This is a genomic window from Brasilonema angustatum (assembly GCF_059505445.1).
Map to the genome: position 1 here is coordinate 1 of NZ_JCACKO010000073.1, position 24,559 is coordinate 24,559.

14 protein-coding genes are annotated in these 24,559 nt (G+C 41.9%); 3 read left to right on the forward strand and 11 right to left on the reverse strand.

Going from position 1 to position 24,559, the window contains the following annotated elements:
* Positions 1 to 726 precede the first annotated feature (726 nt).
* The 4 genes from AC5JM2_RS14310 to AC5JM2_RS14325 all read right to left on the reverse strand — a co-directional run bounded on the left by AC5JM2_RS14310 (position 727) and on the right by AC5JM2_RS14325 (position 9,306).
* Positions 727 to 2,085, reverse strand: coding sequence for an ABC transporter ATP-binding protein (locus AC5JM2_RS14310; protein ID WP_495835541.1), 1,359 nt, complete (start codon positions 2,083 to 2,085; stop codon positions 727 to 729).
* A gap of 14 nt (positions 2,086 to 2,099) precedes the next feature.
* On the reverse strand, positions 2,100 to 3,833 hold the full coding sequence (locus tag AC5JM2_RS14315; protein WP_495835542.1) for an ABC transporter permease: 1,734 nt from the start codon (positions 3,831 to 3,833) through the stop codon (positions 2,100 to 2,102).
* Between the two features lie 155 nt (positions 3,834 to 3,988).
* Positions 3,989 to 6,865: a beta-phosphoglucomutase gene (gene pgmB / locus AC5JM2_RS14320; RefSeq protein WP_495835543.1), complete on the reverse strand. Its 2,877-nt coding sequence runs from the start codon at positions 6,863 to 6,865 to the stop codon at positions 3,989 to 3,991.
* A 29-nt stretch (positions 6,866 to 6,894) separates the two neighbouring features.
* Positions 6,895 to 9,306 carry a sucrose synthase gene (locus tag AC5JM2_RS14325; RefSeq protein WP_495835544.1) on the reverse strand — a complete coding sequence of 804 codons (2,412 nt, stop codon included), beginning with the start codon at positions 9,304 to 9,306 and terminating at the stop codon, positions 6,895 to 6,897.
* Between the two features lie 708 nt (positions 9,307 to 10,014).
* Between AC5JM2_RS14325 and AC5JM2_RS14330 the strand changes: the two genes are divergently transcribed.
* A complete protein-coding gene (locus AC5JM2_RS14330) occupies positions 10,015 to 10,233 on the forward strand; it encodes a hypothetical protein (RefSeq protein WP_495835545.1) in 219 nt (72 codons plus the stop codon).
* Positions 10,234 to 10,244: 11 nt separating this feature from the next.
* Here the strand turns inward: AC5JM2_RS14330 and AC5JM2_RS14335 are convergent, their stop codons facing one another.
* From AC5JM2_RS14335 to AC5JM2_RS14355, 5 genes are all read right to left on the reverse strand, one after another.
* Positions 10,245 to 10,988 (reverse strand): M50 family metallopeptidase, encoded by a 744-nt coding sequence (locus tag AC5JM2_RS14335; RefSeq protein ID WP_495835546.1) that lies wholly within the window; start codon positions 10,986 to 10,988, stop codon positions 10,245 to 10,247.
* 209 nt (positions 10,989 to 11,197) lie between these two features.
* Positions 11,198 to 12,145: a double zinc ribbon and FHA domain-containing protein gene (locus tag AC5JM2_RS14340; protein ID WP_495835547.1), complete on the reverse strand. Its 948-nt coding sequence runs from the start codon at positions 12,143 to 12,145 to the stop codon at positions 11,198 to 11,200.
* 160 nt (positions 12,146 to 12,305) lie between these two features.
* Positions 12,306 to 13,037, reverse strand: coding sequence for a 6-phosphogluconolactonase (gene pgl / locus AC5JM2_RS14345; protein WP_495835548.1), 732 nt, complete (start codon positions 13,035 to 13,037; stop codon positions 12,306 to 12,308).
* A 544-nt stretch (positions 13,038 to 13,581) separates the two neighbouring features.
* Positions 13,582 to 14,322 (reverse strand): ribonuclease PH, encoded by a 741-nt coding sequence (gene rph / locus AC5JM2_RS14350; protein WP_495835549.1) that lies wholly within the window; start codon positions 14,320 to 14,322, stop codon positions 13,582 to 13,584.
* A 165-nt stretch (positions 14,323 to 14,487) separates the two neighbouring features.
* Positions 14,488 to 15,177 (reverse strand): adenylate kinase family protein, encoded by a 690-nt coding sequence (locus AC5JM2_RS14355; protein WP_495835550.1) that lies wholly within the window; start codon positions 15,175 to 15,177, stop codon positions 14,488 to 14,490.
* Between the two features lie 263 nt (positions 15,178 to 15,440).
* On the opposite strand from AC5JM2_RS14355, the gene AC5JM2_RS14360 reads away from it, so the two are divergent.
* Together AC5JM2_RS14360 and dcd are read left to right on the forward strand one after the other, a co-directional pair.
* The gene (locus tag AC5JM2_RS14360; RefSeq protein ID WP_495835551.1) at positions 15,441 to 15,977 is read left to right on the forward strand and encodes a P-loop NTPase family protein; all 537 of its coding nucleotides are present in this window, start codon (positions 15,441 to 15,443) and stop codon (positions 15,975 to 15,977) included.
* Positions 15,978 to 16,232: 255 nt separating this feature from the next.
* Positions 16,233 to 16,832, forward strand: coding sequence for a dCTP deaminase (dcd, locus tag AC5JM2_RS14365; protein WP_495835552.1), 600 nt, complete (start codon positions 16,233 to 16,235; stop codon positions 16,830 to 16,832).
* Positions 16,833 to 17,063: 231 nt separating this feature from the next.
* Here the strand turns inward: dcd and AC5JM2_RS14370 are convergent, their stop codons facing one another.
* Entirely contained in the window at positions 17,064 to 21,617 is a 4,554-nt protein-coding gene (locus AC5JM2_RS14370; RefSeq protein WP_495835553.1) for an Eco57I restriction-modification methylase domain-containing protein, read from the reverse strand.
* Between the two features lie 822 nt (positions 21,618 to 22,439).
* On the reverse strand, positions 22,440 to 23,966 hold the full coding sequence (locus AC5JM2_RS14375) for a thymidylate synthase (RefSeq protein ID WP_495835554.1): 1,527 nt from the start codon (positions 23,964 to 23,966) through the stop codon (positions 22,440 to 22,442).
* Positions 23,967 to 24,559: the final 593 nt, after the last annotated feature.

The window sequence follows — 24,559 nt, forward strand, 5'->3', positions numbered from 1 at the left end:
CCTGCCATCTCTATTGGTTGTCCACGCTCGCGTTTCAAGCTTGCTTGACAAAAATGAATTTACGCATAGCGGTATAACCCGAAAATTTCGGTCAACCACAACACTTAGTAAAGTGCCTATTATGAAAAAGTTTTAACGCACTCTACATGTGGGGTTATTACAACTAGCGTATTAATCGCAAAAAACTATTTGACTGGATTTCTTTAACAATCCAGTCAAAAATAAGACTCTTAAACTATTCTGTTGAAAATAAACTTTTCATAGTTCATCTCCTTTCTTTGCAGTTGCCTTACCCAGTGGCAACCAGAGACGAACCTGAGACTCAATAAGGAGTCTACAAGGGCAGATTCGTCAAAGTGATTACCAACTGAATACAAGCAGGTTCCGGGTCAGGGTCTTCGTCTGAAACCATAGTCACTTGAGTAGTTATCTGATGGCTACTACTACCAGAAGCCTCCATTTAATGTTTCTCCTATTAAAATTGTGAAAAAATTGTGAGTTGACAGCCAATAATTCTTGGTCGTCCGATTCAACGCTTAGTATAAGTCAAAACAAAATTTCAGTCAATCTTTATGTGCAAAATGAACTCTACTCTTTGCTCATGAATTTAGCATGATGTGGCTAATTTTTTCTCATCCTAACAATAGGAGTATCTTCGAACACCCTAAGTACCAATATCCATTACAAGCCACTGCACGTCTGTGCCAAGAAAATATTTCCTGTTTTTCAGGATGCTTCTCTACTCTCTGCAGGCACTGATTCTGGTAAATAAAGCCGTTCTTCGCCAGCATCGTACTCAAAGAGTTCTGCGTAGCGCCCCCAGTCAATAGCTGTCGCAAATTGTCTCTCTGCTTCCGGGCGTGGAAAATATTCATCTAGTAAATCTAGAAAGAAATCTCGTCCCATTGACCCATTTTGTTTTTCTCGTAACGTCTGTAATATACTAACCACAATAGGCACACGTTGCAGTACTTGCTGTCTAAATAAGTCTTTACTTCGCAAAATCGTTGTGGTGGCAAAGTCGCGTCCAATTTCGGTAAGCTGAACATCGCCTTGTATAATATCTGCAAACCCCAGCATCACAGAACCATCAAGAATTGGCAACAGATCATCTACTTCTAGCTGAATTCGTTCTGCTAGCCTAAAAATATCTTCCTTGCCTTCTGGTTTTTCTACAATCAATTCCAACAAACCGCTGATCCCACCCACTCGTACATGTGGTAACGACTGAGCATAAGGTGATTTAGATGCTTGTGCGGTTGTGGGGGCTGCCACTGCGACTTCCCCAGTCACTTCAACTTCTGGGTTGGTCATCACCGTGTAGATATAGTCTACCAAGGCTTTGAAGCGAACGTTTGCGCGATCATGAGGACGCGGCAAATCAATAACAACCTCACCACGAACACGCCCTGGATTCGATCCCAGGATAATCACTCGGTCCGCCAGAAACACAGCTTCCTCAATATTGTGGGTGACAATCAAAATACTTTTGGATGGAAAGGTGCCAGCATTCCACAAGTCGTCGATTTCACCCCGTAAGTTCTCAGATGTTAGAACATCCAGCGCACTGAATGGCTCATCCATAAACAGCACTTGCGGTTCCAGAACAAATGCCCGTGCAAAGCCAACCCGTTGCTTCATACCACCAGACAACTCCTTAGGATAGGCGCTTTCAAAACCGTCCAAACCTACCAAGTCAATTGCTTTGAGTGCCTGTTGGCGTCGCTGATCTCGACCGACTCCCTGCGCTTGCAGTCCTAACTCCACATTTTGTTGGACTGTTAACCAAGGCAGCAGCGCAAAGCTTTGAAACACCATTGCTACATCTTTGTTAGCTTGTTGCAGACGTTTACCACTGCTAATAACCTGTCCTTCACTTGGTGGAATCAAGCCTGCCATGATCCGCAACAAGGTGCTTTTGCCACTACCACTGCGTCCCAGCAATGCTACAACTTCACCTGTATGAACTGTCATGTTGACATTACGGAGAACCGTAAACTCTCCTTTGCCTTCTGGCAGAGGAAAACTCTTATTAACCTGCTCGACGGCAATCAATACCTCATGAGTTGCTTGCGTAGTTGTCATGCTTGCACTCCTTTCTACAGATGATATTTTGTTTCCGCCAGTTGATACAGTCGTCGCCAGAACACACGGTTCAGTCCAACTACATACAGACTCATCATTCCAATTCCCAAGGTAATGCGGGGCCAGTCACCCACTTCAGTTGCCTTGGCGATGTATGCTCCTAACCCAGTTGCAGTAAGCGTGGTGTGTCCCCAACTGACAACTTCAGCAACGATGCTGGCGTTCCACGCTCCTCCACTGGCAGTAATACCGCCTGTAACCCAAGCGGAGAAAATGCCAGGGATGATTAACTTGCGCCACAACCGCCAGCCACGCAAACCAACATCAGTTGCCATTTCGCGCAGATCAGTGGGAATGCTCATAGCTCCAGCAATGGAGTTAAACAAAATGTACCACTGGGCACCCAGGGACATCAAGAAAATACTACCCCAATCGATGCTGACATGAGCATGAATGAAGAAGAGAGTCGCGAAAGGAAAAATGAAATTTGCTGGAAATGATGCTAAAAATTGTACCACAGGTTGTAACAGGCGTGATAGTCGCGGATTAAACCCGATCGCCACACCAACTGGTGTCCAGATTAGCGTTGCTAGTACTAATAGCACCAGTACGCGTCCCAAAGTGAGTAAACCCAGCACAAAAGTCTTAAACACCTCACCCAGTCCGACTGTTGTGAGAATAAAGTGCAACCCAGCAACCAGCAATCCACCAATCACGATTAGTAAAATGAAGTTGTAGAGGCGATTGTTTACCACTTGCTGACTCTCGTTGATCGCAACTCGTGGACGCTCTGGGGTCAGTGATGATAGCAGACGGTTGATAGTTTCACCCACCGGAGTGAACGCCCGTCTCATTAAACGTGGGAGCCGCGCGGCTTTGAGCAAATCGAACACCCAGGAGTTGGGAGCCTCTGCTGCCGAACTCTGTTCTAAGCGGAACTTATCAGCCCAGGCAACCAGCGGTCGCCAGAACAGTTGGTCTACCAGCAAAATAACTACGGCGATCGTTAGGAATGCCCAACCTAAAGCAGGCAAATCCTGAGCGGTGACTGCTGCTGCTACGTAAGAACCAAGTCCAGGTAACGTGTACTTTTGGTTCAATACACTAATAGCTTCACTAGCTGCGACAAAAAACCAGCCGCCTCCAAAACTCATCATTGCGTTCCAGATTAGCCCAATCATCGCGCTTGGCACTTCCAGCTTTGTAAACCGCTGCCAAGCCGAAAGCCGATAAAGCCTTGCTGCCTCATCTAATTCGCTTGGTACCATTCTCAGCGACTGGTAGAACGAAAAGGTCATATTCCAGACCTGACTTGTAAAAATGGCAAAAATTGATGCTGCTTCTAATCCCAGTAAACTCCCAGGGAATAGAGCAATAAAACCTGTCACCGTAATAGATAAAAAACCCAGTACTGGTACTGACTGTAAAATATCGAGGAGTGGGATCAATACTTGTTCTGCACGACGGCTTTTGGCAGCAACATAGCTATAAATTAAAGTAAACAATGTCGAGCAAAACAGCGCGATAAACATCCGCAAAGTTGAGCGTGCAGCGTAGTATGGCAGATGAAGCGGGTTAAGGCTAACACCTGGCACCACATCCGGCGGTACAAAACTCACTAAAGTACCAGCACCGACACGTGCGATTAGCCCTAGTAAGACCAATGTGCCAAAAATCAGGGCAATATCAGCTAGACCGAACGGGAAGCGTCGAAGCGCTTCTGGGGATGGGAAGGTCCGCCTCAGCATAGGTTATGGAAGTTTTCCCCGTATGGTAGACAGTTTTATTTAACCATCAAAGTTATACATTTGTATCGTGCCATAAAGCAGAAGGCAGAAAGTAGAAGTTGTGCCTTTTCCCTTCTACCTTCTGCCTTATATATAATTTGCTTTTGTTCGTCGTTTTACTGATCGTTGCTCAATTTGTCCCGTAGTTCCGTCCAATGAACGCCCGCGAGATTAGGTAACACAACGTGTGCTGCTCCCACTCGTTCACTAGGACCAAGTCCTACAGCATACATTCCGGCGGCAAGCGCAGCCTCAATACCTGCTGCAGCATCTTCGACAACAACACATTGCTCAGGTTTGAGTCCTAGCTGTTTGGCAGCAAACAGAAATAAGTCTGGCGCTGGCTTGGGTTGCTGTACGCTGTAACCGTCAGCAACCACATCAAAGCGATCTGCAATACCCAGTTTTTCGAGTACCGTTTGAGCATTTTTGCTTGCAGAACCAAGGGCTATCTTAATCCCAGCTTGCTTCAACTCATCCAACAATGCAATTGTTCCTGGCAATACATTTCCCGGCGTCATTGTCTGGATAAAGTCCACATAGTAGCGGTTCTTGCGATCCATCATCTCCTGGAGTTGTTTTTCTGAGTACTGCTTTTTACCAACTATCTTCAGCAGTGACTCGCGACGAGAAACACCCCGCAGATCTTCATTAGCTTCGCGATTAAAGGGTAATCCCTCTTCATCTGCCAGCTTTTGCCAGCCTAAGTAGTGGTATTCTGCTGTATCTGTAAGAACACCATCCAAATCGAAAATAACTCCTCGGATATCTGGAAGTGTCATAGTATCTTGTGCTGTAGGACGTAGGTCAATTTCGTGCCACTCGCCACGCCAATGAAGCTTGAACTTCAGACGTTTCCACCCAGGTGGCAATTGTGGCATTGTTGTTGGTTCATGTTCTGCAAGTTGAATTCCCCCAAACCCCAAAATCACGGCTTGCCAAACACCACCAGCACTAGCACCATGAATTCCTTCGTGAGCATTGCCACGAACATCTTCAATATCTACCAATGCAGCTTGCATAAATAGTTCATAAGCCTCTTTGGATTTGCCCAAATCCGAGGCTAAGATGGCATGAATGGCGGGTCCAAGAGATGAACCATAAGTGATGTCTGTACGCGGTGCATAATAGTCCCAGTTTTTCTCCAGAGTTTCTGGGGTGTAAGGAAATTCCTGTGATTGACGCATTAAGTACAAAAGCATCAACACATCTGGCTGTTTGAGCACCTGCCGCTTATTTGCTTCCTCAATGCTCAAGATAACTTGCATTGAGCGGTTACGTGGTTCGTACTCAGCCAAGTCGATATCTTCTAATTTAAAGAATCCCTCAGACTGCTCAACAAGCCCCGTCGATGGATCGTAGGGAATCCATATATTATTGATAATGTCTTGCCAACGAGAAATCCGTCCGGCGCTGAGTTGCAATTTTTGCTGAATTGTGCTAAAGCGATCAGAATAAGTATGACGCAACCAGTCATAGATAAACAGCGCTTTCTCCAAATGCCATTGCACCATCCGGTTCGTAAAAGCGTTGTTGTCTGCAATTTCGTGGTACTCATCCGCTCCAATCACCCCACGAATTTCATAGCGTTCGTGTTTGGTGTTATACTCAACGCGACTCCCCCAGAAAACAGCGGTGTCAAGAATAATTTCTGCACCGCAGTCACGCATCCACTCATCGTCATCAGTCGCTTTCCAATAGTACCAAACCGCATAAGCAATATCAGCACTAATGTGAATTTCGCGATCGCGACACCAAATTCGTGTGTCTTCCCCGTAAAAATCATTAGGAGGCAACCAGCGTGGTGTCACCTCATCACCAGTGTCTGCGCTTTCCCAAGCATACATTGCCCCTTTATACCCGTAATGAGATGCCTTACGTCTCGCCCCATTCAATGTCAGGTAGCGGTAAGTGAGCAAGTTACGAGCAAGTTTGGGTTGAGTGTAAATGAAAAAGGGCAAGATAAAAATTTCCGTATCCCAAAACACATGACCACGGTACCCAAAGCCTGAAAGTGTTTTCGCGGGGACACTCACTTTGTCATCATGCTCTGGGGCTGAGATCAGCAATTGAAAGATATTGTACCGGACGGCAAGTTGAGCTTTGGTATCTCCTTCAATTAAGATGTCGCTTTTATCCCAAGCCTGGGCCCATGCTTGTGCATGGGCATCTACCAACGCTTCATAGTCTGGGAGTTGAGCAAGCTTTTCATTAGCTTCAATGACCGGGTTATCCACATCTCGTGACGTGAAAACTGTGACAAACTTATCCACAGTAACCGTTTGTCCTAAAGAAGCTTGGAATACGGTGCTCAAAGTCGGATAACCTGGAGGACTACTGACTTGTACTGGCGCATCGGCTCCTGATACCGTCATTCCAACAGCTATCCCCAAGTTAATCCGGGTGTTGCGAGTCTGGAGTTGCAACCAGGCTCCTCGATTGGTTTTGCCTTGGTCTATCAATTCCCAATGGTTGAAACCTTGATTTTCAGGATAGCCACTAATGCTACCTTGAATTTCAATCAACCCGTCAAAATCTACTGGCGTTAACTGACAGCGTAGCCCTAAAACATGTTCATCTGCCCGACTCGCAAAGCGTTCAAAGCAGAGATCTATTGTCTTTCCGCCGGGACTGCGCCAGCGTACTTTACGCCTAAGGATACCACGAAGGAGGTCAAGCTGTCGCTCATAGCTCAATATCTCGCCGCGTTCGATGCGGAAGCGATCGCCATCGACAGTGACAATCAATGGTAACCAGTCGGGACAGTTAGCAAGTTCGGTGTAGACAAGAGGAACATTATCATAAACCCCATGAATGAAGGTTGCTGGCACTGCACGAGTAGAACCTTCCTCAAAACTTCCCCGCGTTCCCAGATAACCGTTGCCAATAGTGAAAACAGTTTCTCTGTGCTGAGTTTGGTTCGGGTTAAGGTGGGTTTCGACAAGCGTCCAATCTGTATAAATAAAGTCGTGGGAATTATCTGTTTTATCCATGGCAAACCGGGGGTTTTTGAGATCAGATGTTACCTTTGCATATGTTGTTCCAAAATTTTCTCAGCCCTAGGTTTGTAGAGCAGATAAAATAAAGTTTCCACGTAGCCAGCTTTCGCTTCGCTAATTTCCTGGTTCAGAAACTTCCAAAAGCTATAGACTTTAGCTAGCAGTAACAACTGCTTAGTGTGTAACTGCCAGTTATATTTGTTACGCACACGCTGAATCACCAACTCCGATATCTTATACCAGTGTTCTAGATACGCATTGCACTGGTCAATAAAGCTTAATATCGTCTTGGCTGTTCCTTCTAGGTCTGTTGGATTTAGTAGAAAACCATTTTCTTCATCTTCGATGATTTCTAAGGAACCGCCAAATTGAGTGGCAAAAGTTGGTAATCCGGAACTCATAGCTTCGAGAATAGTTCGTCCAAAGGCTTCAAACCGGGCAAAATGGACAAAAATTCCTTGAAAATCCGCAATAATACGGTATGCTTCTCCCAAGTCGGCAATGGGGATTTGCATTCCGACCCAACGAATGTGACCGTGAAGATTATACTCATTGATAATATTGTGGAGTTTTTCGATTTCCTCTGCTTCTTGTGAATTTGTTGCTTGGTGAGGATGCAGCTTGTCAGTCACAATAATTAAATTGCAACTTTGCTGTAATTCCTGACTTTTACCAAAGCATTCTGCCAAACCCGCAAGGTTATCAATAGCAGTCATCGCACCAACGGCAAAGATGGGTCGCTTGCTTTGATTCTCTAAGTGTCCAAGGATTTGGGGATCTTCGCGGGTAAACAGTAGGTCTTGAACTGTTCTGCTAACAGTAATATCTCGGTCTTGTATCTGGTTACTGGGGAAGAAGATATGTTCATTCACCCCCGGTGGTATCATGTTGAACTTGGGACTGAATAAGTCAATACCATCTACCACATGATACAGCTGGGGCATCGTAAAACATTTGTAAGACTCATACTGACCCAGTGTATCAGGTGTACCCACAATTTCTTGGTAAGTCGATGTAATGATGAAGTCTGCCCCGTTCATACCGATAAGATCAGCAGTGTATTGTGCTGAAAAATGGTATTTATCCTCTAAATCATGCCAGTACAAGTTACTGAACAGGTGCTTGGGTTTTTCCAAAGAATGAGCAATGTTGCACTGAGTCACTTTCAAACGGCGCGCCAACAGAAAAGCAACCAAGTTACCATCGCTGTAGTTACCAATGATCAGATCTGGACTACCTCGAAATTGGGCAAGGAGTTCTGTTTCTGCATCAAGGGCAAATTTTTCTAGATAAGGCCAAATCTCATACTTGGAAATCCAGTTTTGAGTGACATTAGGATTAGAACCAGCAAAAGGAACGCGCAAGATCCAGGCATTTTCTGCGCCCTCAACTTTTTCCAAGCGTAGATTGCACAGTGTTCCCTCGCAGTTGGGGATCAAGCGGGTCAGAATTATTACTTGGGGTTGAATGCCAAGAACGTCTAATCCTGCTAGTTTAATTTCTTCTTGGAGTTTGTTTTCTAAGTTACGGGCTTGTTCAAGAACGTAGATAACTTGACCTGTTGTTTCAGGTCTTCCCAAAACACCTTCTTGGGAAACCCACCCGTGTATGGACACGAGGACAACACGAAAAACTGTCGGGACACGCGAGACAAAAGCTTCTAGGACGGCTGGTTCTGCAGTGTCAATCAGTCGGTTAAGAAGTTCTAGGGTTTCACGCACTCGTGATGCTGTGTTACCCCAACCTGGTTCAAAACCGAGTTCTTGAAGATCAAAGCGAAATTTTTCGTAAGGTTCGCCTTGAGGACGTTCGTTGAGGAAATTTAGGGCTTGCTTGAGTTGTTTGGCTAGCTGTTTACCTGAGTTAATACGACCGTTGATTAGTAAGGGAATACCATCATAGGAATGTCGGTCAAATACATCAAACAAAACCTCTAACCAGTATTCAGGATCAGTCAACACTTGAGCGCATAGGTGACGGTTGAGAGATCCTAGACCTTGACCAATGTTTCTCGGATCGCTAATTTGGGGGTAACCGTGGTAGTATGGACTGAAATCAATTTTTAGAATTTGGGGTTGAAAGCGGTTGACCAAGCGATCGCGCGCATCCAATAAAGCTTCTGGCGTCATCTGCTCAAAACTTGTCATGTTTGCCCCAAGCCGCCAAACCTCTTGGCTGCCAATTCTAGATCGAAGAAGAAACCATGTACTTTCCCCTTCCACAATAATTTCATGCGTGTAGTGTATGAGTTTCCCTACAGAAGAAGAGTGGAAATAGTAACCTGGCTTTTCTGAATTTTGACAGTACTCAGCAAAAACATGTAAAATTTCGTTTCTCAGAAAGTACCTTTTATCAAAGGCACTCAAAGTCTTGATTAAATGACGCAGAGCAGTCTTTTCTTCACTATTTAAGATAGTTTGAACCAGTTCATGCATGGCAAATTCCTAAACATTAACTAGACCAATACCTCATTTTTCTACACTTGTCCTGAAAATAATACTCCTTCTGTCTAACGATTTTATAAAGAAGAACCACAGAGAATGATTCACCCCCTACGTTAGCGCATATTTCGCTTGAAGGCTCAGGTTCTACAGAAAGGTTTTAGGTATTTGTTGAACGTCAAAAACAAGTATAGCCCAGTAATTTTTAGGAGCAAGTTATAATATTTTGTAGCTTTTGTAACAGTTTTTAGGCAGAATTGACTTTTGATATCAAGTCCGGTTGATTAGTTATTATTCCTGTTTTGTGTAAAAATCTTAAAATCCTCTCTCCCTCAACCCTGACCTTTTGCAGTCTTAATAATAAGTCTTGAAGCGCATATGATATAGCAGTCCTAAATGAGATTGTAAATTGTCTCATGAGGGCAGGGAATAGGGAACGCTTAACGCTTAACGCTTAACAGGAATTGTTTATAAATGATTTAGGATTGCTATATGAGTATGTGTCCTGATTATTCTGCTTAATCAACAACCAGAACTGTATCATGAAAGTGACTATTTCATACTCTTGGATAGTATGGAGCTTTAGTTGAGAGCAGAATAAATTTTTTGCGGGTTGAGAATGAGCAGTCAAGCTTTATACTGGTAATGACTTAAGACCAACCATTAAACTCAAAAAATTAACTTAATATAAAGAAAAATAATATGTCCATCTCAAAAACAGAAGCAAAACAACTCCTAGAACGTCTTATTTTTGATGATGCACGCCCTCATGACTGGGTGCAGGATGTGTGGGGGTTGAGTCCAATATTGGGAGACAGTGCAGCAAAATTGTTAGAGGTTTTTGAAGCGCTGATAGAATGCTGTCCCCAAGAAAAATTGGAAAATTTGCTGCAAACGTTTTATCAAGAGGATCTTGGGTGAAGAAATTATCTTCACTTAGAGCGATATGCAACACGGAGACTTTGCACCAAAATCACCAGAGATGCGATCGCCATTAATCCACCCCAAAACCAATAAGGTAAAAGCAATTGCTGCTGTATTTGCGCTGTGTCAGAGAGTAAGCCAGGACCAGCAGAGGTGCTAAATAAATAGTCCACTTGATGGTAAGTACTTACACAAGCTTGTACGCCGAGAAATTGAATCCCAAATCCCTGCATCCAACGAGGAGCTTTTAGCGCAACACCAAGGATAATCAGACCAAGTAGAGGAATTGCGACGATTCCAAATAGTGAGCGTACCCAGATAAGTGTCGAAATCAGTAAAAAACCCCCCAAAATCGTCAAACTCAGATGAGCCGCTCTAAAACTACGAGAAGCCAAAATTAAACCTGCACCAGCGATAGGTGGACCCATTGGCCCTGCAGCAGCAACCAAAGCACGACCAATGGGTCCTAAGTACAACGGAAGGCTATGAAAAGCAACACCCGAACCATTGGAAAAGATCTCCAGCTGCTGGAACTGTCCTCCTAAAAGGAGTGCCATCAAACCGTGACCCATTTCATGAAACCAAGTTGCCAGAATGGTGAATGGGTATAAAATATAATTACCTCCTGGAACTTGCCACAGCACAATAGTGGCGATCGCTGCAGCAAGAAGCCAAAACAGACCCATCTGGTCAACTGTTTTTGGGGCTTCTCTTGTTAGCAAGGGTTCAAAGTTTTTTCCAATGTTGCTCATGGTTCGCTTTTAAGGGGCATTGTCTTCCTATCATTTCGATTGTAGTTGTATTTATCTATCCGTTGTTTGTGTCTAGTAGCATAATCAACCAGTTATCAGTTATCAGTTACCAGTTATCAGTTATCAATTTCCCTCTAGCCTCTTTGCTGTTTACTGTTCACTGTTCACTGTTCACTGTTAACTGTTTCAACCACCAGACACAAATTATTTTAGGAAATTTGAAACAGGAACGTTACTAAATCTCCCTTACCCAAACTGATGCGATCGCCTGGGCGCAAACGATGTCGATTTCCTGGCAATAAGGCCAAGTTATTGATGTAGGTGCCATTGGAACTTCCTACATCTTCGATATAATGAGCGCCTCCCTCTAAACGAATATCAGCATGAATTCGCGAAACAATTTCTGAATTGGGAAATCCGGAAACATCTACATCTGGAGGAATGCGATCATTAGGTTTGCCCATATGAACAACAGAAAGGTTTTGCGGCAACTCAATTATCCTGTCTGTTTGAACGTGGATCAGTCTTGCCATTTCCTGCTGCAATTGAGTTCTAGAAACACTAGATGTGACAGTAGTTGGCGGTGGAGTTTGGGCTGTTGTAGGAGCAGGTTCTGGGAGTGGAGTTGGTACTGGGGGTGGAGTTGGTGGTGCTGATACTTCCTCTACTGGAGGTGGAGTTGGTACTGGGGGTGGAGTTAATGGTACTGATACTTCCTCTACTGGGGGTGGAGTTGGTATTGATGACTGTTCGCTGACAGCAGGTGCTGGAGGTGGGGTAGTGATAGTTGGTGGCGGGGGGCTGCTTTGTGTTGTCTCTACTGATGGATCAACAAACGCAACTGCTGTTGGTGGTATGGGTGCGGAATTAGGGGGTGTGTAATCAGCACCATTAACCGACATAGGTTGTTGTACAAGTGGGTCAGGGTTAACCAGAGGCGGTACATTTGGTGTAATCTCAGGTGCGACAGTTGCGCTAGCAGCAGTGGGAATAGCTGCACGTAGGTTATAACCACACTGACCGCAAAAAGCTGCATCTGCCTGTACGTTTGCCCCACAACTGGGACAGTTACTAGTAGCTGGTAATGGGGTGTAGCAAGCTTCACACTGGACAGCGCCGTCTGGGTTTGGGTGATTGCAATTAGGGCAGACGATCATGAGGTTAGGTTAGCCTTTGTTGATGTTCAATGGTATAATAGTGCGTTTAAGCAGAGGGGCAACTCTAGCTTTCGATTTTAACAAGTGCGTTTGAAGGCGCAAGTATGAAGTCTTATGAAGTGTGATTGAGTTTCATCCTTCATACTTAATCCTTATTGTTTTATCCTGCGTCCTTTTTTAGATCACTTCCAGCCGCTGCATCTAGCAACCACCAAAGTTCTCCTTGAGGTTGAATTAAGCGGGATGGGTAAGTCAACTCATCTGCCACTGGTGCAAAGACTTGAGCAAGAGCTGGTCTTTTATTCGCACCAGCAACAACAAAGATAACGCAGCGGGCAGAATTAATGAATGGGTATGTAAAGGTGATGCGAGGGTTTGCGTCTTTGTTCCCTACTGTAATCAGCTTATCTGTAACCTTTAAAGCTTCCGTATGAGGAAACAAAGATGCAGTGTGAGCATCATCTCCCATTCCTAATAAATTGACATCCAAAGCAGGAAATTCTCCTGGTGAGGAGTGAAAAAATTCTTGCAGATGTTTTTCGTACTTAGCTGCTGCCATTGCGGGATCAGCTTCATCTGTGGGTATGGGGTGGATGTTACCTGACGGGATCTCGACACGATCTAACCACGCGCGACGCGTCATTAGTTGATTGCTATCTGGATGCTCAGGTCTTACGTAACGCTCATCTCCCCAAAACACGTGAATTTTGTCCCAAGGCAGTTTTTGGCTAGAGATTGCCTCGTACAACGGTTTAGGTGTACTGCCACCAGACAAGGCAATCGTAAACTGCCCACGCTCTTTGATAGCTATTTCTATTTTAGACAAGATCAATTCTAGCGCTCGCGCAATTAATGCTGTTTGATCCCCAAGAACTTCAATTTTTGTGCTCATCGCGTCATCTTCACACTAGCTACTTCAAGCAATACAATAGCGAAATAATGACAACTTCCCTTTTTACTTTTTGAAACTTTTAACATCATTCATATGGATGTAGAGCTTAGCTGAGCCGTTGTACAAAATTCTTGCCAAATCGTAACAAAAATTTTTATAAACAACTACAGGAAAAATACCGCCTACTTTGAAAGGGCGGATGTAGCGACACAAGCGGTTTAAATCCCTATACTATAATCATATCAGTCAGTGCCAGACTTGAAAACCAACTCGCTTCCAGGGGAAAGCAGGGCGCTCTATATAGAATTTACGGAAATTTTCCGGAAATATCATTCCGTTGTTTTCGGCTAACGAGGTGAGCCGCTTAACTCGACTACTTGTTTTGGATATATAGCAGTTGCCAGGTAGATTAGGACATGAACTAATGAGAAAATACGGACACTACCAGACCATCAAGCCTGTTCCCTGTTAAGCGTTCCCTGTTCCCTGCTATAAGAAGTGGAATATTGTTTAAATTTGCGACTCTTGAGAACATAAAACTGTTTTAGCCTTGGTAGAGTTCATTCCAGTTTGCGATCGCCTCACGTTGGGCAATTAACAATTGTTGAATGCCTTTATCCGCAAAATCCAGTAGAGAATTGAGTTGAGTACGGCTAAAACTACCTTCTTCAGCAGTTCCCTGAACTTCTATTATCCTAAGTTGCTGATTCATCACCACATTAAAATCTACCTCAGCCCTGACATCTTCAATGTAGTTCAGATCCAAAAACGGCTCACCTTGCAACAATCCTACAGAAATCGCTGCTACCTGTCCAATGATGGGCGATCGCTCTAATACTCCTTGCTGCAACAATTTAGAAATTGCATTGGCTAACGCCACAAACCCGCCTGTAATCGCTGTCGTCCTGGTTCCAGCATCTGCTTGCAACACATCCGCATCGACAGTCAGCGTGCGTTCTCCTATCGCTTCTAAATCTAATGCGGCTCTCAAACTACGTCCAATCAAACGTTGGATTTCTTGAGTTCGTCCAGACAACTTCATAAATTCTCGTTCTTGCCGTTGCGGCGTGGCTGATGGTAACATTCGATATTCCGCAGTTAGCCAACCTTTACCAGTTCCTTCTAGAAATTTAGGAACTCCCTGTGTTACGCTGACGCTACAAAGTACTTGAGTGTCGCCACATTTTGCCAGAACAGCAGCAGGCGCAAAGCGCGTAAAACTTTGCTGAAAGCTAATAGGACGTAGTTGGTAGGGTTGCCGACCGTCTGGACGCTGCCAAGCCATTGGGTTTGCCTTAAAGTTTGTATCCACTATACAGTCGGTTATGCTTTGAGTATTAGGCTTTGAGTATTATAAAGCTTGACTCATTTTCTAGCCAATAGTCAACAACATGCATGCACAGAGTTTGGTACTCTAAAAAAGATAATCACTATACTTTTGTCTCAAAGCTTATTGGGAAGTTAAAAGTAAATCGATAATATTTTGCTGCACAGCTTGTGGTGGCTGGTCTCCGTTGATAGTTAACAAGCGGCGGCGACGATCATAATACTCTAAAATAGGAACAGTACGGTCATAAAAAGTTTCCACACGACGCTGCACAATTTCCGGTAGATCATCTGGAAGAAAACGTCCCATACAACGATTCACCATAACCGCTTGTGGGACTTGTAAGTAGATTGCCCAGTCTAAATTCTCCCCTAGATCGTCTAACAAAAAATCCAGTTCTTCAGCTTGCTCTGCTGTACTAGGATAACCCTCCAACACCCAACCATTCTTAAAATCAGACTTTTTTAGCTGAATTTCAATGGATTCAATGATCATTTTGTCCTGGACGAGTTCTCCTGTCTCCATGTATGGCTGTGCGAGATGACCGAGATAGGGAAAGGATGAAATTGCAAAACGGCGTTGGTGCTCTAGGATACCTCCGTTCTCTTGCCCTGAGTTTGCTTGAGGGAGAGAATTTTCTGGAGGAAAATCCTCTGGGCAAAAAAGAGCGATCGCTTCGCTGCTGCGTTCTGTGCAGATCGCATCTCGTAATATCTCATCACTAGAAATAAGAGGAATATTAAAGTATGTGCAAAGCCCTTGTGCTTGAGTGCTTTTCCCTGCTCCTGAACCTCCTATAATCACTAATTTCACAACAATTCACTCCTCATTTTTTGCTCAAAACTCACTATGCTGTTCCGTTGTATGTTCTCATTTTTACAACTACTTTCCAATAAAAGGCAATCATCTTAGTTTCCATTACTCTTGACTTCAGCATAAATGTAGTGTTTGACTAAGAATGCAATGCACGCAAATACATTACGTATCGTCAAAAACAGCTAGATTATACAGTCTACTTTCGACAACTTAAATTTAAGCAAAAATAGTGATTTAAACTGTTTTATTTGAGACATTATATGCTTGCTCAATTAGAAACCCCAAACTTAAATTCAACCCTCGATGTACCATACTCCGTTGAAGGTATAGTACAAGTTTTCACGAGCTTTCATCGTAGTTTTTTTACTAGTGTTGTGGCTCAAGCACTGAGAATCGCCGGTCAAGGCACACCAGTCTTAGTAGTACAGTTTCTCAAGGGTGGGATTCGTCAAGGACAAGAAAATGCCATTCGACTGGGACAAAAGTTAGATTGGATTCGCTGTGATTTGCCTCGTTGCATTGATACACCACACTTGGACGAAAGCGAAACGAAATCTCTACAAAAGTTGTGGCAATATACACAAAAGGTTGTGTGTGAAGGTAAGTATTCTCTGGTTGTATTAGATGAGCTAAGCTTAGCGATTCACTTTGGCTTAATTGCTGAAACAGAAGTTCTAGCATTTCTGGCAAAACGTCCTTCCCATATCGATATTGTCCTGACAGGATCACAAATGCCCAAATCTCTTCTAGAAATAGCAGATCAAATCACCGAAATCCGCCGCAGTCATCAACCGTAATTCAGTGTATTGATACCAAGCAACGACATTATAATATTACCTATCTCCGCGAGAAGGCTCCCGCTGTAACGGTACTCCGTACCTGCGGAAGTCGCTACCCGTCTGGTGCGGTAAGATGAATCGCGGTTAAAAACATAACGTCGAAGGTTATGAATTGAGAGCAAAATAACTAAAGCAGAAGCTTCAATTCGTTCATCAAAGATTCCGGATTGGAGGTAAATGATAAGTCTAAAACACACCAATATGGAGAAATAAATGTTAAAAAATGACAGGTGGATAATTGAGCAAGCTCAATTGGGTATGATTGAACCTTTTGAACCTAGTTTGGTTCGTGCGGTTTCGATAGATAGCACAGGTTTACTTCGTCCAGTTCTGAGTTATGGACTTTCTTCTTATGGATATGATATTAGGTTGTCACCTGTAGAATTCAAGGTATTCCGTCATATTCCTGGCACAGTAGTTAATCCTAAAAGATTTAACCCTGATAATCTTGAATCTGTACCATTACACTCCGATGAAGATGGTGATTATTTTATTATTCCTGCACACTCTTATGGTTTAGGGGTTGCACTAGAACGGCTTGTCATCCCACCTAATATTACTTGTTTATTTATTGGCAAATCTACATATGCTCGTTGTGGGTTAATTTGGAACCTGACTCCTGGAGAAAGTGGTTGGACAGGCTGGCTGACATTGGAGGTGTCGAACTCCTCTAGCGCTGATTGTCGAGTATTCGCTAATGAAGGTGTAGTTCAAGCTTTGTTCATGGAAGGCGAACCATGTGGAACCACTTATGCAGATCGTGCTGGAAAATATCAAGATCAGCCCCATAAAGTGACGCTAGCTAAAGTTTAATAGATATGATTTTAAGTAAGTAAGTCGGCGTAAAATTTTCAAGGTGTGTCATTGCGAGTGGAACGAAGTGAAACGAAGCAATCGCAAAGGTTTTAAACATTTTACATTTTGTTACATAGTTCGGTTTATTTATGCCGACTTACTTAGGAGTTGAACCATACCAGTCAAACAGCCAAATACTGAAAGATTAAATAAAATGGTACTCTCGAAACGAGATATGATTCGATGAAATCATACCAAAGCTTCACTACAAATAATTATGGGTATTGGTTGAGAGAATGTAGGTAAACTGTTATCTTGCCATTGATGCATATTATGTTGAAGGTAAATTTGCGCCAGTTGAGTGAACAATTCTTGACCTGTGAAACCATCACGCCGCAATTTATTTAACTCTCGGTTGACTGCTTGATTCACACAAGCGCGAAACGTTTTTTCCAAAATATTGACCTGACTTTTTACTTCTTCATCTGCGATCGCTTTAAAAAAAATCCTCAATTCCCGCAGAATATATCTTTGACCTTGAGTCAAACGCCCCTTAAACTCTCTTTCCGCTTGGCGATGCTTCACTTCTTCTGCAAATTGACATTTGAGGCGCATAACTGTAGAGTTATGTTCTTGGGGAAGTGTTGAGGTGGGAGTAGTGGAATCAGCTTTAATTGCACCCAAGATGCGGGGGATATCCCTGGAAATGATTTCCCCTTTGTCGTCCAATAAAAATAACTGCTGATAGCCTTTTATATCAGGTCTATTGGGGTCTGAAGCTTCACAGAAAACATATGTTCCGTTTTGCTGCATAGAGAATTTAGCTGTACGAATACCATGCGGTAAATAAGCAATGCGTTCATATTCTTCAGGGTTATCTTTTTGTAATTTTCTCAGGATTTCTTCAGCCTCATTTAAATCCAAGAAATCTTCTTCTGCTTCAAAATCAAAGAGACTCAACTGTTTGCCTTGTTGTTCGTAAATGGCATACATAGCTTCTTCGTTGAGTTGTTCAGTTCGATCAAGAATGGCAGCATCTTCACCGATAGTATCATGAATTTCCTGAATTCTGTTTTTCAGCTTTTGCTTCAAACCTAAATTACGTTCAATGCCTAATTCCGGTAAAAAGTTATATCCATAAATAACATCTTTTTCGCTACCAATTCTGTCTATACGACCAAAACGCTGAATCAATTTGACTGGATTCCAGTGCAAATCGTAATTCATGATCAGGTCGCCATCTTGGAGGTTTAAACCTTCTGCCAAAACATCAGTAGCAATCAGTGTATTAAGTTCTGATTCACCTGGTTTAAATTTATATTCCTTGTTAGCGTTAGGCGCAAATCTTCCCACTAAACGCGCTTTATTTTTGTTGCTACCACTATAAATAACATCAAAATCATCTCGTTGTCCGCCTGGGTTTAAGTTATCATATAGATACTTTGCTGTATCTGCATACTGAGTGAAAATTAACCGTTTTTTATTTGTAAGAGTAGGTTTGGATAACCACTTTATAAGAGTTTGTAATTTGGTATCTTTATCAGGGGTGATAGGTTCAACTAATGCCAAAATATTTTTTAGCAGTTTAATATCATGCTCGATATGCTGTTGTAACTTTTCTGCATCAAAATCCGCTATCTGATATTTATCAGAGACTTTTTGCAATCCATCCATTAAATCTTGTTCTTCTGCTTGGTTAGAATCTTCCGATAGCAGAGTTTGGGCTTCTTCTCCGGCTGCGACAAATCCTTGAGACAGTGCTTTTAAAAACCTTTCATGCACTACCAAGAGTTTTTTGATAGATTCTTGAAAAGCGTAAACACTGGACTCAAAGCGCTTAAACAACAGCACTCGCACTGTAGTTGAAGCGCTGGGGATGGGTAACTGACTAACATAAATAGGTTTAAACTCCAAGTAGTTACCATTTCTCTGGATTGAAATGTCATTAAAAAACTGCTTTGATGCATTTGAGTTTAAAATTCCTAAAAGATAGAAATCTTTAATGGGAATTACATTAGCTGGGGCAAGTAGGTATACTGGATTTGATACAAATGTAAAAGCTGGCTCCAAACTTAAGTTTCCCCAAGTAATTTTAGGTTGTTCAAACGCTGAATAGTAAGCAACATTATCTTGGATTTCATACCACTTGTATGAACCAGATTTACGACCTAACCATTTTTCATCTGAAGAATAATCCCGTGGTTTTGGCTCTAACTGTGTACGCCACTGATTCAAGTATGCTTTAATAGCAGGGTAGTCATTTAAATTAATTCCGCGTTTTGTAAAAATAAGCCATTTTTCTTGATTATCAATACACCACTTATCAATATTTTTACCTTCTGCTAGCGGCTTAATAATCTCTGCATTTTTGGGATCTTTAGTAATCAATTCTGCTCGTTTTACTCCATCAATAACAAATGCCTTGTTAAAGCCAGTTACTACACCACGGTAAATTTTATCATTGACATATTTACTCAAGGGTATACCTGCTGCTTGCATTTTTTCCAATCGGTTGGCAGAAGTGCGATTAGTTAGCATCCAATTACCACCACTTAATGAATTATGCGGTAAAGATTGTCCCTTTTCTCGAATAATGGCTAAAACATCAGGATAAAGAGTTTCTAAAGATTTAACTTGAGTAAAAATAGTTGAGTCACTCGCTGGTTTTCCACTTTGTGCAACAAAAATCATTGGATATGCAGTTGCGCTCTTGAAAACAGGTAAATCCCCAAAATCTGTAATGCTGTCAACATGGCAAGCATCAGCAATATGCTTTCGTAACTTCTCACCATACTTTGCGCGAAACCATTTATTAGAAGAGATGAACGCCAACATCCCACCAGGCTTTAAAAGTTGCAAAGCACGGGCATAAAAGAAACAATATAAATCAGATGTTCCTGTATAAACAGCCGGATACACCTTTTGTAGTGTTGGCTTTAAGTGTTTAATTAATTCTTGTCGTACATAAGGCGGATTCGCTACCTGAATATCAAAACCACCATTTGCAAAAACTTCTGCAAACTCTACCGCCCAATCAAACCCATTGACTTTGGTACTTCCATGAGTTACTAGCGCAATTTGAGTTTTTAACTGATTAATTTCCTCTTCTAATTTTCGCTTCTTACCTCCTTCATGAGTTCGCATATACTCAGCTTTCTTTTGGCGATACTGGTTGATAAAGTCATGTCTAATAACTCCTGTCGTTGAAGGACTTGGAGCAATTAAACTATCTCCCTGTTCTATTTTGTATTTTAGGTTGGGTAGGGGTGGCGGGTTATCTCCTTCGTATTCCACGGCTAGCGATAACCACAACCTTAATCTGGCAATGTTGACTGCAAAAATGTCAATATCTACACCATAAAGATTATTTTCTATAATGTCTAACTTGCGATGATATACATTCTTGGAATCCAATCCTGTGTTAGCAGATAAACATTGACGCAAATCTAATAATTCATGAAGCATACCTAGTATATAAGCACCGCTTCCGCAGGCTAAATCGCAGGTTCTGACTTGACGCAATGCTTCTAAGACGGCTTCTGAATTTTTTATATTATCTGGAATATGTTCGTCAACAAATTGGGCGATCGCATGACTTGACTCTCCTGATACTTGGGTTTTTAAATACCCCTTCAAAGCTTCCCGACACATGAAAGAAACAATCGGCTTGGGAGTATAGTAACTTCCAGATTCATGCCTCCCTGTTACCAGTTCCTCGAACACCTTGCCAAGCATTTCTGGATCTACTGCTAGCTCTACATCTAGCGGTGTACTCTCAGTAACGGTGAAAGCGAACCGTTGAAATAGATCATGAAGAATACTTTTTATACAATCATCTGGGATGATAATTTGAAAATTTTTATCATCTTCATCTTGCTCAAAAAGACCGCCATTGAGGTAAGGAACAGCACCAATTAAGTCTTTAAGAAAACCACCATTATTAATGCCTATAATGTCGTATCCTTGAGGATTATTCAGTCCGGAAAAGAAAAGGTGTGAAAGTCTGTCTCTATAAAAGTTTCTGTTTGAGCGGTTGCTGAGCTTTGTCGAAGCAATGCCGTCTTCATCTTGATAAGCTTCCCACAAAGCTGATAGATAATCTATTCTCCCTTGAAATTTTAGCCAACCTTTTTTCTGGATGAAACCAATAAACATCAAACGGTTAAACAACTTTTGCGTGAATAAACGCTTACGTTCATCTCCTCCAATTCCTTGAATTAATCCTTTAACTTTCTCAAAAGTTTGACTGTACTGTTTAAAGAACGCATCTGTGACTTTTTCAACATCAAACGCCTCATCATGGCGTGTCTGAATATCTAAGGGTGATGCATCTGGCTTGATAGAATCCAGATCTAACAAACTTATTCTTTCTGTTGCTGTACGTAATTGTTCACCTTCTCCAACCGTAATACGGCGGAACAATTTTCGTTTTTGAGGCGAACTGTCGTACTTAACATTAAGAAAGTGCCACCGCGATTGTGATTTATTAGAAAACACAAAGAGAGCATAGGGGTGTTCTTTCAGAAGATTATTGACAACACTTCTTTCCCCTTGTCTTGATAAGTCTTCTGATTTTAGACGCGCATAAATAACATGGAAAGTATTGTTTATACCCCCGGAAGCTAATAATAAGGGATTGTCTATTAGTTCATTCTTCACTGCATCAGTCAATATCCGACGAGAAAGTTCTTTATTCACTTGATCGTAGTTTAGTTGACTCCAAAACAATCTTTTTAGTCCGTCAATATTTTTTAAGTTTTGAAGCGAATTTGAGATTAACTTTTGTACTTCTAATGCGATCATATATGCTAAACTCTGTGGTAATTGTGTGTTGTCCCTAATAAAATGCAGCAAACCTAACCGCGATTTTGATACGTCGCAGTTGCTGCTAAATATTCAAGGGGTGAAAAATTGGCTATTCTATTCCCAAGCGCGGTTAATCGTTGAGTAAGCCACACTCAATGAATCAAATAAATTGGTAATTTTGCTAACTCAATTTGTTGCCATAGTTACTTTAATAACTAGGCAAGTAGGAGCAAATTTAGCTGAAATTTGTAAAGCAAATCAGCGAAAAATAGTTTTTAAAAAGTGTTAATTCAACACTTTTTTAATGGCACATTCTCATCATTAATATGCGCTTGAGAGTATGATTTTCATACAATTCAAACAAATTCAGGACTTACCCAGGAACAACGTAACTACTGTCATTGCAACCAAAGGGAAGCAATCGTAACCCGCTCTTTTTCGTTACGAATCCGTAAGTCCTAAAATTTTATGTTTTATGGCTTTTATGGTTTTATACACCATATGTATCGTAGACGCCATCCTGAGTAGAGATATGCAATACGTATAATCTTTTAGATGCGACCTTTATTAGCTATTTTAAGTATAAATAAAAAATACATGCTATTACTTACATTACTGCTTAATTTACCAAAAATTTAAAAAAGCCAATGTCCCTAATTTGCTCTAAACAACAAAACATACCCCTCTACCTCTGATTAAATTGATATTCAAAGCTGCATGAACAATATGTATATTCTTCTACAAATTTTGAAATACAATTTAATTTACTATTTACGCTATAAACATCAGTGCTTTCACTGAGGACAAACATTAGGTTTATTATCCTTCACACTTCAGCTTTTTTATTGATTTGTCTTGCTCATAACTCAACTCTTGTTCCATTGACAAGGCAAATTCTGCTTTTTGTAACTCCGTCCCTAAGTACATAGCATGCTCAATTTGCAAGCCCGGACAACTAGCTGCTATTTGTTGATACAGTTGTTTTGCAGACTTACCTAAAAAGCAGTTCACAACTTCTCCAGAACCAGGAGTCATCTGTTCAACAAGAATTTTGCCGTCTTGCACAGCAATTAAAAAAGAGCCAGCAGGATCTGCATAATCTCGCTGCTGACAAATTTTTCCATACTGGGACTGAATAACTTTTTCAGCATTTTCCCAGCAGTCATCATAAATATGGGCACTTTGGCTGATAGTAATTAATGGTCCCATTTTTAATGAATGAGTTGAGATTTTGCATATTTCATCTCGAATATGTCGTTGCAAAGCACGCAATCCCATTGCATTTGCGGGCCATGCTGAAAACATATCATTACTGCGCAACGTTGCAGTCATTGAGAGTTCATTCTCTACTATTCTAATCCAAATATGATTTAAGCAAGGTGGACTATCGTTAGCATCATTCCTAACATCCCACAAAGACATGACAGCCCTAGCTGAATCAATATCAGTGATGAGTTTATCAATCACTTGCTGAATTTGATCGCATCCAAACCAAGAACGTAAACGTTGACCGTATGTATACTTCACTCCTTCTTGGTTGGGTGCATCATCTAACATCTGAGAAATATATTCTTGCAAAAAATCACGATCAATTGGTAAATAATTAGGTTCTGGAAAATAAAAATCTTCTGGTTCTGAAGTGACGATCGCCATTAAATCAATCAATTCCTGCCATTGTCCCTCATATGCACTTGGTCGAATTGTTCCGGTTGTTTTAATTAAGTGGATGATTTTTACCCAAGTTTCAGCAATAGTTTTACCCTCAATTCTGTGTCCATACCGTTGTCCTGGTAAAACAGTTGGTACCGCAATAGACATGGCAAATTCTGATGGTAAACCCCAAGGTTCTACTGCTTCTATTTGAGCAAAAGACTTCACCAAAGTACAAGCTTCAGCAATTGATTTCGCTTCTTGAAATTCTATAGACTGACGCAGTTTTTGTAGGGCACTGACTTCAACTTCAATATCAATATATCCAGCATAAGGCGAGCGAATCACCCAGCAACGTCGTCCAGTATCACTTAATCCTTCTTCAAAGCCATTGCGGAAAAAGTCCAGCAAGCAAATTCCAGCACCTGCGTTCTTGTCTTCTTTCGTGGCGTTAAGAACAACTAAGTTGCGGACGTGGGGATTATAAAGCAAATTGCGAATGAGTAAGTTTATCCCTCTTGTGGCTGAATAGAGCTGTCCAATAACAGCATATTCTTGGGGGTGTAAATGTTTGGCGATCGCACCCTTAACAGTCCATCCCGTAATCACTGCTGTCTGACCTTGACCATAAATCAGCGCTTTTGGCTTGTGCAGTGCCTTGTAATTATATTTTATTGCCTTGCCCGTTGCTGTCATGATGACTTCGTGGGAGTGTGGAAACCTTGATCCTAAAGACCAAGGAGGAAACACGATTCAGCTAATTTATTAGCTGTCATACCGCCTTGGAGTGCCTCAATACCGTGTTGTTTTGCATTCAACTTTCGTTCAGGCAGTTATGAAGTGATATCTAAGCACTCTGTACGCATATGATTTTGCTCAAAAGAGCCTTCCCTTTCGGAAGTAATGTGAGCCTGGACAAAGTTATTCACCGGCATATCTAAAAGACACTGGCTTTAAACCCTTACACCTGTTTAATCTTTTAGTACTAGAGCTACAGACTGGCATCACGCATCCGTAGGTAGGTGCTTTAGCTCTTGTGAATAACGTAGTACAGAAGTACTGAGTCGGGTAAGCTGGGCTTCAGTTAAACCTAAGTTATGGGCTGAAGCCACCTGCTTCAAGCAGGTGGTTGCTTACGGTTGCCAGAAAGTCAAAAAACCCCCTCGCTCAACATATCACCACAACTGGTGCTAGTCGAGCAAATTGTTTAGAAAAGTTTAGCAAGTTTGATTCTACTCCTAAGAAACACATTCGGTAGGTGTGGAAATAGGGATGAGTTCTAAGCCAAG